This is a genomic window from Enterobacter sp. ZOR0014 (assembly GCF_000798855.1).
GTDB classification, from domain to species: domain Bacteria; phylum Pseudomonadota; class Gammaproteobacteria; order Enterobacterales; family Enterobacteriaceae; genus Enterobacter; species Enterobacter kobei.
In genome coordinates this window covers 122,997-132,362 of record NZ_JTLF01000307.1, presented here as the reverse complement: position 1 = coordinate 132,362, position 9,366 = coordinate 122,997, and the positions used below count along the sequence as shown (strand labels likewise).

Here is a 9,366-nt window from a genome sequence, read left to right as displayed (position 1 = left end):
TAGCGGCCTGGGCTTTCTGCTCTACAGCAGGTTTAGCGGCTTTTTTGTGGTGCTTTTTAGCGGCCTGCGCTTTCTGCTCTGCAGCAGGTTTAGCGGCTTTGTGGTGTTTTTTATGATGTACAGTTTTTGCTGGCGCAGCAGTGGTCGTTGCAGTTGGCGCAGCGGCCGCTGGTGCAGCAGTGGTTTCAGCAGCAAACGCAGCAGAAGACAGACCCATAGCAGCGGCAACAACCAGAGCTAATACTTTTTTCATGTTCATACCCTCGAATTTGGTTTTTCATTTAACCCCACTGCGGGGCCGTTGAAATAACTATATCCCTGTAAATTCGAGGTTTCCGTGAGTGATTGGTATCGGCGTGTAACCATATGTACAACGCCGGGGGAGCCTCCCCGGCGTTGTTATTACAAATAGCGCGAGGTGAGATGTTCGCGGAAGTAGCGGATATTCAGATCTTCGCCCGTCGCCTGGGTGATTAATTGCGACGTGCTGAAGCGGCTGCCGTGCTGCCAGATGTTCTGACGCAGCCACTCAAACAGGGCCGAAAAATCGCCCTCGGCGATAGAGGCCTGTAGCCCCGGCAGGGCGGTTTTTGCGGCATGGAACAACTGTGCAGCATACATAGCGCCCAGCGTGTATGACGGGAAATAACCAAACCCACCGTCGGTCCAGTGGATATCCTGCATACAGCCGTTGCGATAGTTGTCTTTGGTTGATAACCCGAGCCAGGCCTGCATTTTTTCATCCCACAGGGCGGGAATATCGTCCACCTCGATCTCGCCGTTAATCAGCGCACGCTCAATTTCATAGCGCAGCACCACGTGGGCAGGGTAGCTCACTTCGTCTGCATCAACGCGGATGTAACCTGGCTTCACGCGCTGGTTCCAGGCGATAAAGTTCTCTTCGCTGAAGGCGGCCTGGCTACCAAAGCGGGCGTGAACGGCAGGGAGCAGATGCTTCAGGAAGGCCTCGCTGCGTCCCAGCTGCATTTCAAAAAACAGGCTCTGAGATTCGTGGATGGCGGTTGAACGCGCCAGCGCCACGGGTTGTCCTGCCCAGGCTCGCGGCAGGTTTTGCTCGTAGCGCGCGTGTCCGGTTTCGTGGATCACGCCAAACAGCGCGCTGAGCAGCTCGTCCTCGTCATAGCGCGTGGTGATACGCACATCTTCCGGCACGCCGCCGCAGAACGGGTGGGCACTGACGTCCAGACGACCGCCGTTAAAATCGAAGCCGAGCATCTTCATGGCTTCCAGTCCGAGTTCACGCTGGGTAGCCGTCGGGAAAGGGCCTTGTGGCGGGACGAACGACCGCTGAGCCTGTTTTTCCACCACGTTTGCCAGCAGGTCCGGCAGCCAGGTTTTCATATCACCAAACAGCACGTCCAGGCGCGCGCTGGTCATGTCCGGTTCGAAAATATCCAGCAGGGCATCGTACGGGGTACAGCCTTTGGCCTCGGCGCGAAGACGGGCTTCTTCACGGCTGAGTTTGACGACGTCTTTTAGATTGGCGGAAAAACCCTGCCAGTCGTTAGCGGGGCGCTGTGTACGCCAGGCGTGCTCACACTTGCTGCCCGCCAGCGATTTGGCTTCAACCAGCGATTCCGGCAGCAGGGTCGCCTGCTGGTAGTGGCGCGTCATTTCACGCAGGTTAGCCTGTTCGACGTCATTCAGATCTTCCTCTGCCGCTGCGGTCAGCCATTCGCCCACTTTTTTATCGGTAAGGAGCTGGTGCTGCAGGACGCTCATTTCCGCCAGCGCTTCACCGCGCGCGGCACTGCCGCCGGGCGGCATCATGGTAAACATGTCCCAGCTGGCGATGGAGGAGAGATGCGAGAAGCGGGAGAGGCGCTGGAAGGTTTTCACAAGTGACTGATAGGCGGATGGATTTTGCAATTCTTATTTCCTCTTGCCAGGGATGTGTTTCAGGGAGCATACAATGAAACAGGCCAAATTCCCCAACATTTCCTCCGTGGAAACCGTCTTCCGGAAGTCCGGGAGACGGTTCTCAGTGGGCACTTATGCCTTATCACGCATAACCTGTTGCAGAATAGCCAGCGCCTGGGTGAATTGGGCATCCGGAATGGTCAACGGATAAAGGAAGCGGATCACGTTTCCGTACTGGCCGCAGATCAGTAACAGCAGGCCCCGGGAAAGTGCCTTTTGCTGAATCGCCTGCGCGATGGCGGCCGACGGTTCACGGCTCTCGGGATCAAAAAACTCTGCCGCAATCATCGATCCTCTTCCTCTAATCGCCACGAGCGCAGGGAAGGTGCCCTGAATCTCCTCCAGCGTGGCGCTCAGTCGATCGCCCAGGTGACAGGCGCGCGCGCACAGTGACTCGTTGTCGATAATATTCAGCACCGCGTGCGCGGCGGCCACCGCAAGCGGATTGCCTGCATAGGTTCCCCCGAGTCCACCGGGGGCTGGTGCATCCATGATCTCAGCGCGGCCCACCACGCCGGACAGCGGCATTCCCCCTGCCAGGCTTTTGGCCATCGTCATCAGGTCAGGCTTGTCAGCGTAGTGGTCCATGGCAAACAGCTTACCGGTACGGGCGAAACCGCTCTGCACTTCATCGGCAATCATCACGATCCCGTGCTCATCACAGATGCGGCGGATGGCGGCCACCAGCTCTGGCGGCGCGACGTTGAATCCGCCTTCACCCTGAATGGGTTCAAAAATAATCGCCGCTACCTGTTTCGCCTCAATATCTGCTTTGAACAGGCGCTCTATCGCCGTGATGGCATCCTGCGTCGTGATGCCGTGCAGCTCGGAGGGATACGGTACGTGATAAACCGACCCGGGGAAGGGGCCAAATCCCAGCTTATAAGGCGCGACCTTGCCGGTTAACGCCATGGTCATATAGGTTCGGCCGTGAAAACCTCCCCCAAAGGCAATCACGCCAGGCCTGCCGGTGTGGGCCCGGGCGATTTTAATGGCATTTTCCACCGCTTCCGCGCCCGTCGTGAAGAACGCGGTTTTAGCCGGGCCCTGTACCGGGGCCAGCTCGTTAAGTTTTTCGGCCAGGGAAACGTAGCTTTCATATGGCACAATCTGGTAGGCCGTGTGGGTGAACTGGTGCAGCTGTTTTTCCACTGCGGCCACCATTTCAGGATGACGATGGCCGGTATTCAGTACCGCGATCCCGGCGGCGAAATCAATATAGTCATTGCCTTCCACGTCGGTAAGCGTGGCATTCTCCGCCGTGCGGGCAAAGAAATTACACATTACGCCTACGCCGCGCGGGGTGGCCGAAAGTCTGCGCTGATGAAATTCCTGGTTACTCATGTCAGATACCCTTTTGTCGAAATGATCAAACGCCAAGACGATCGCGCAGGCTGTAATACGCCGCGCCCATCGCCGTAAATGGAATCCGCAGGCTGCGACCGCCCGGGAAGGGGTAGTGCGGGAGGTTGGCAAACGCATCAAAGCGCTCTGCGTCACCGCGCAGCAGTTCCGAAATCAGCCGTCCGGCCAGGTGGGTGCAGGTCACGCCGTGGCCGCTGTAGCCCTGCATGTAGTAGATGTTTTTATCCAGACGACCAAACTGCGGCATGCGCGACAGGGTCAGCAGGAAGTTGCCCGTCCAGCGGTAGTCGATTTTGACCCCTGCCAGCTGAGGGAAGGTTTTCAACAGCTTTGGCATCACCAGACGCTCGACATCGTCCGGATCGCGCGCGCCATAGACTACGCCACCGCCGTACAGTAGTCGGTTGTCGGCGGTGAGACGGTAGTAGTCCAGCAGGTAGTTGCAATCTTCAACACAGTAGTTATTGGGGATCAGCGTGCGGACGACCTCTTCCGGCAGCGGGGCGGTGGTCACCACCTGGGTGCCGCAGGGCATGCTGCGCTTTGCCAGTTCTGGTTCGACCTTATCGCCCAGATAGGCATTTCCGGCGACGATCACATAGCGGGCCGTCACCTGACCATGCTGCGTGCTTACCACGGCCGGGCTGGTGTGCTGAATGGCGGTCACCGGGGATTGTTCATACACCCGCCCGCCGTTAAGGCGAATGGCGTCCGCTTCGCCGATCGCCAGGTTGAGCGGATGAATATGTCCCCCGCTGCGGTCCAGCAGCGCGCCGGTATAGCGTTCGCTGTCGACTTCCCGGCGGATCGCGCTGGCATCCAGCAACTCCAGCTGCGTGTTGCCGTAGCGTTCCCAGTTGGCTTTTTGCTCTTCCAGCGTCTCCAGCTGCTTATGGTTCAGGGCAACAAACAGCCCGCCGGGACGATAGTCGCATTGGATCTGATAGCGCTGAATACGCTCCCGGATGATTTCCCCGCCTTCAAACATCATGCTCCCGAGGACTTTGGCAGCATCGGGGCCATAGTTTTTCTCAATCACGTCGATATCGCGGCTGTAGGAGTTAACCAGCTGGCCGCCGTTGCGTCCGCTGGCACCGAAGCCGATGCGCGCCCCTTCAAGGAGCACCACGTCGTAGCCCATTTCAGCGAGATGCAGTGCGGAGGAGAGGCCGGTATAGCCGCCGCCTACCACGCACACGTCACAGCTGATTGATTCGCTAAGCGTCGGGAATGGTTCGTAAGCGTTCGCGCTGGCCGCATAATAGCTGGTGGTATGTTCGGTCATGATTGAGGCTCCAGGGCAATCCAGATGGTTTTCAGTTCGGTAAATTTTTCCAGCGCGTGCAGAGACTTATCGCGGCCGTTGCCGCTCTGCTTATAGCCACCAAACGGTACGGTCATATCCCCGTCGTTATAGTTATTGACGAAGACCGAGCCTGCTTTCAGGCGACGGCTCATGCGGTGCGCGCGGGAGAGGTCGCGTGTCCATACCGCCGCGCCAAGCCCATATTCACTGTCGTTGGCCAGCGTTAAGGCTTCCTCTTCGGTTTTAAAACGGGTGACGACCAGAACAGGCCCGAAAATCTCTTCCCGGCACAGCGGGGAGGTAGGGTCGATGTCGACAAAAATGGTTGGACCTACCGCAGAAGGCCAGGATTGTGCCCGCCCGTCCAGCAGCAGCGTACCTTTCCGGGCGCCCTCGCGAATAAACGTGTGAACGGTATCGGCGTGCGCGGCGTCGATGAGCATTCCCATCGTGCTGTCGGGATCGAGCGGATCGCCCGGCTGCCAGTGGCGGGCCTGCACTTTCAGCTTTGCCAGAAAGTCATCGGCGATGCTCTCCTCAAGCAGCAGGCGGGTCCCGGCGATACACACTTGCCCCTGGTTATAAAAAATCCCGGCGGCGGTCGCGCTCACGGCCTTGTCCAGGTCCGGACAGTCGGCAAAGACAATGTTGGCGCTCTTGCCGCCAGCCTCCAGCCAGACGCGCTTCATGTTGCTTTCGCCTGCGTCCTTCAACAGCTGCTTGCCGGTACGGGTAGAGCCGGTAAACGTCAGCACCTCAACGTCCGGATGCAGGGCCAGTGCCTGGCCCGCTTCGTGGCCGTAACCGCTTATCACATTCAGCACGCCGTCCGGCAGGCCCGCCTCTTTCGCCAGCCCGGCCAGCCGAAGGGCGGTGAGGGGCGATTTTTCGGACGGTTTCAATACCACGCTATTGCCCGCGATCAGCGCCGGGCCCAGCTTCCAGCAGGCCAGCAGCAGCGGGAAGTTCCATGGGACGATGGCGGCGACAACCCCGATCGGCTCGCGCACAATCATTGCCAGCTCGTCCGGCCCCGTAGGCGCCACTTCGCCGTAGACTTTATCCGCCGCTTCGGCGTACCAACGAATGGCGCGCGCCGCGCCGGGAATATCGTCGCGCAGGCTGTGGCGGATGGGTTTACCGGTGTCCAGGGTTTCCAGTAAGGCCAGCTCTTCGCCGTGGCGTTCCATCAAATCGGCGAACTTATTGAGAACGTATTTGCGCTGCGCCGGTGACGCCTGCGACCAGTCGCCACGGTCAAATACCTCACGCGCAGCCTGAACCGCGAGGTCTACGTCCGCCTGTTTGCCCCGGGCCACATTCGCCAGCGTCTGACGGGTAGCGGGGTTGACGGTTTCAAACGTGGCCTTATCGGCGGCGTCACAATAGGCACCGTTAATAAATAACCGGGTCTCAATGGCACTGTTTTTTGCTTTATCCTGCCAGTAAGTCAGGTGCTGAAAATGCATATTCACTCCTTTCTTTCGCAATCAGATAAATAAAGGCATGGCCGTTTCAGGCAATACGAAGCCGTGAGGCATCCCGGGGATTAACCCGTAAAATGCCGACATTGATCGTTTTTATTTGCCCCGGCGTAAGTCTTTACGCCGGGGCTGAGTGGTCATCAGAACGTGGTGGGGGTGTGGGCACTGATAATGCGGCAGATGCCTGCCGAGGTATTGCTGAAGCTGTGCGGTATGCCGGTATTAATGGCATAGCTTTGCCCCGCAACCAGGTGATAAGGCTGGCCATTAATGGTCAGCACAATTTCACCTTCCAGTATCGTACCGATCTCCTCACCCTGATGTTTGATCCTCTCTCCGGTCGTGGTTCCAGGCTGGTAAGTTTCAAAAATCATCGCCAGCGTACGGTTCGGATTTCCGTTGTGAACCAGCTTCATCGAAACCCCCTGACTGCCTATTTCGATAAGGTCTTCCTGATTAATAACCACCTGCGGTTCATCAGGTTTTTCCGGTTCCGAAAAGAATTCCGAGAGCGACAGCCCATAGACTTTCAGCAGCTTCTGAAGCGTACTGATGGCAGGACTGACTTTATCCTGCTCGATGGTGCTGATGGCACTGTGTGTTAACCCAGACAGTTCGGCGGCACGCCGCTGCGAGAGACCCAGTTGCTGGCGGATCTCAGACAGACGTTTCCCTGGCGCCAGTCCGTCATCGCTCATAGTTGCATTTCCTTTACGGTAGTGGTCAAAGTCGTTGCTTCTCGGCAATGTGGCTTTGACAGGCGGTGATAAAACCTTCAAACAACATACGTGACAGGGCGTACTCGCTGCTGTTCCATTCGGGGTGCCATTGCACGCCGAGGGCAAAAGGATGGTCATGCACGCTGACCGCTTCAACCAGCCCGTCCGTCGAGCGGGCCTCCACGCGAAGCCGTGATCCTAACGTTCGTGCACCTTGCCCGTGTAACGAGTTTACCCAAAATGTGTTACAGCCTGGTATTAATTGAGACAGCAGTCCTCCCTCCTGAACCTGAACTTCATGAGACGGGGCGTATTGTAGCTCAACCGGCAGTTCAGGATCTTCCCGGTGCTCAAGCAGGTCATTCTGCTCGAACAGGCGACGATACAGCGTCCCTCCCGTCGCAACAACCAGTTCCTGCAGCCCCCGGCAGATGGCGAAAATGGGGATGCGCCTTTCGAGCGCGGCGGCAATCAGCGCCATACTCAGAAGATCACGCCCGGGATCGGCGTCAGGCTCATCGCCGTTTTCACCATAAAGGTGCGGCTGCACGTTACTTGGGCTGCCCGGCAGGTAAATCCCGTCCAGGGTTGGCAGCAGAGTGGTAAGCAACTCTGGCTCTGCCAGCGCATGCGGTAAGGCAATGGGTAAGCCCCCCGCATTGATAATGGCATTCAGGTACTTTTCTTGCAGGGTCTGGGTCTCATGACCCTTAAGCCTGTTTCTGCACATCACCACGCCAATGACTGGCTTGTTCATTATATTTTCCATGATCGCCCTCACAAAGTGGACTAAATTTAGGCCAGTTTCACCTGTAAAACGGCCTTTTCGTTCAATATTTTCTCAATCTAGCAACGGGATCTGCCTTTTGCAAACTTAATTTAACATTTGACAAACAATTTATTTGCATACAGATTCGATAGGGTGGACATTATATTTGACAGTCCTGAGCAGCGAACGCAAATCCCAATAACGGTGGTAAATCATGGAAACCAATATCGTAGAAGTTGAGAACTTTGTTCACTACACGGATGAGAGGCGGGGCAGCGCCTTTACGCAGGAGGTGAAGCGCTATTTAGAACAGTATCCGAACACCCAGTTTATTGATGTCCTCCTGACCGATTTGAACGGCTGTTTTCGCGGTAAACGTATTCCGGTTGCCGGACTGAACAAACTCGAAAAAGGCTGCTATTTCCCGGCGTCGGTGTTCGCCATGGATATTCTGGGTAACGTGGTGGAAGAAGCGGGCCTGGGGCAGGAGCTCGGCGAGCCTGACTGTGTTTGTGTGCCGGTGCCGGGCACCCTGACACCGTCCGCGGCGGACCCGGAATACATTGGTCAGGTGCAGCTCACCATGGTCGATGAAGATGGCGCTCCCTTTGACGTTGAGCCGCGGAACGTACTCAACCGGCTCTGGCAGCAGTTGCGCCAGCGCGGTCTGTTCCCCGTGGTAGCGGTAGAGCTGGAGTTCTATTTACTTGATCGGAATCGCGATGCCGAGGGCTATCTGCAGCCACCCTGCGCGCCGGGCACCGACGTGCGTAACACGCAAAGCCAGGTCTACTCGGTTGATAATCTCAACCACTTTGCTGACGTGCTGAACGATATTGATGAGCTGGCGCAGCTGCAGTTGATCCCCGCCGATGGCGCAGTGGCTGAGGCCTCGCCGGGTCAGTTTGAAATTAATCTGCACCATACGGAAAACGTGCTGGATGCCTGTGATGATGCACTGGCGCTAAAACGTCTCGTCAGGCAGATGGCAGAAAAACATAAGATGCACGCCACGTTTATGGCGAAGCCGTATGAAGAGCATGCGGGCAGCGGGATGCATATCCACATCAGTATGCAAAACAACAGAGGCGAAAACGTGTTCGCGGACGCCAGCGGCGAGGATTCCGCGCTGCTGAAACGCGCGCTGGCCGGGATGATCGATCTGATGCCAGCGTCCATGGCGCTGCTGGCACCGAACGTCAACTCGTACCGCCGTTTCCAGCCGGGAATGTATGTGCCGACGCAGGCGTCATGGGGACACAACAACCGCACGGTAGCCCTGCGTATTCCCTGCGGCGATCGCCATAACCATCGAGTCGAATACCGGGTGGCAGGGGCAGACGCGAATCCGTATCTGGTGATGGCGGCGATTTTTGCCGGCATTCTGCACGGGCTGGATAACGATTTACCGCTGCAGGAAGAGGTTGAAGGCAATGGTCTGGAGCAGGACGGACTGCCGTTCCCGATTCGTCAGAGTGATGCGCTGTGGGAGTTTATGCAAAACGATCGCCTCCGCGAGCGGCTGGGCGAGCGTTTCTGCCACGTGTATCACGCCTGCAAAAATGATGAATTACTGCAGTTTGAACGCCTGATTACCGAAACAGAAATCGAGTGGATGCTGAAAAACGCCTGATAACGCGCCCCGGTAAGGGGCCGCTTTGTTTCATCTCATACGTATCACCATACGGCCTGCGCGGAGCCTGGCCGAACTGTTCGCTGGCACGCCAGCTATCTCCCGGGAGTCGCGTTATGGAGCGCAGGCGGCACAGGGACTTTCTTAAC

At 57.3% G+C, this 9,366-nt stretch carries 8 protein-coding genes; 1 reads left to right on the top strand and 7 read right to left on the bottom strand.

The genetic code is table 11. The features are described from left to right. The 7 genes from asr to puuD all read right to left on the bottom strand — a co-directional run. The coding region (asr, locus tag L977_RS17010) for an acid resistance repetitive basic protein Asr (RefSeq protein ID WP_052192648.1) at positions 1-253 on the bottom strand (253 nt) is incomplete at its 3' end. Positions 254-402: 149 nt separating this feature from the next. Next, positions 403-1,890 carry a carboxypeptidase M32 gene (locus L977_RS17005; protein WP_023337212.1) on the bottom strand — a complete coding sequence of 496 codons (1,488 nt, stop codon included), beginning with the start codon at positions 1,888-1,890 and terminating at the stop codon, positions 403-405. A 123-nt stretch (positions 1,891-2,013) separates the two neighbouring features. Continuing rightward, positions 2,014-3,285 (bottom strand): 4-aminobutyrate transaminase, encoded by a 1,272-nt coding sequence (gene puuE / locus L977_RS17000; RefSeq protein WP_045282040.1) that lies wholly within the window; start codon positions 3,283-3,285, stop codon positions 2,014-2,016. A gap of 25 nt (positions 3,286-3,310) precedes the next feature. Continuing rightward, a complete protein-coding gene (locus L977_RS16995; RefSeq protein WP_014883627.1) occupies positions 3,311-4,591 on the bottom strand; it encodes an NAD(P)/FAD-dependent oxidoreductase in 1,281 nt (426 codons plus the stop codon). Then, positions 4,588-6,081, bottom strand: coding sequence for an aldehyde dehydrogenase PuuC (gene puuC / locus L977_RS16990; protein WP_047626306.1), 1,494 nt, complete (start codon positions 6,079-6,081; stop codon positions 4,588-4,590). The genes L977_RS16995 and puuC overlap by 4 nt, the downstream gene beginning before the upstream one ends. A gap of 155 nt (positions 6,082-6,236) precedes the next feature. Then, entirely contained in the window at positions 6,237-6,794 is a 558-nt protein-coding gene (gene puuR / locus L977_RS16985) for an HTH-type transcriptional regulator PuuR (protein WP_013096835.1), read from the bottom strand. Between the two features lie 25 nt (positions 6,795-6,819). Then, the gene (gene puuD / locus L977_RS16980; RefSeq protein ID WP_197061808.1) at positions 6,820-7,572 is read right to left on the bottom strand and encodes a gamma-glutamyl-gamma-aminobutyrate hydrolase; all 753 of its coding nucleotides are present in this window, start codon (positions 7,570-7,572) and stop codon (positions 6,820-6,822) included. Positions 7,573-7,798: 226 nt separating this feature from the next. Here puuD and L977_RS16975 point away from each other — a divergent pair, with 226 nt between their 5' ends. After that, positions 7,799-9,217, top strand: coding sequence for a glutamine synthetase family protein (locus L977_RS16975; RefSeq protein ID WP_045282043.1), 1,419 nt, complete (start codon positions 7,799-7,801; stop codon positions 9,215-9,217). The last annotated feature ends 149 nt before the right edge of the window (positions 9,218-9,366 follow it).

Excerpts from the sequence above, each read along its gene's own strand:
- puuE (WP_045282040.1), bottom strand. The coding sequence starts at position 3,285 with ATGAGTAACCAGGAATTTCATCAGCGCAGACTTTCGGCCACCCCGCGC.
- L977_RS16995 (WP_014883627.1), bottom strand. The coding sequence starts at position 4,591 with ATGACCGAACATACCACCAGCTATTATGCGGCCAGCGCGAACGCTTAC.
- puuC (WP_047626306.1), bottom strand. The coding sequence starts at position 6,081 with ATGCATTTTCAGCACCTGACTTACTGGCAGGATAAAGCAAAAAACAGT.
- puuR (WP_013096835.1), bottom strand. The coding sequence starts at position 6,794 with ATGAGCGATGACGGACTGGCGCCAGGGAAACGTCTGTCTGAGATCCGC.
- puuD (WP_197061808.1), bottom strand. The coding sequence starts at position 7,572 with ATGAACAAGCCAGTCATTGGCGTGGTGATGTGCAGAAACAGGCTTAAG.
- L977_RS16975 (WP_045282043.1), top strand. The coding sequence starts at position 7,799 with ATGGAAACCAATATCGTAGAAGTTGAGAACTTTGTTCACTACACGGAT.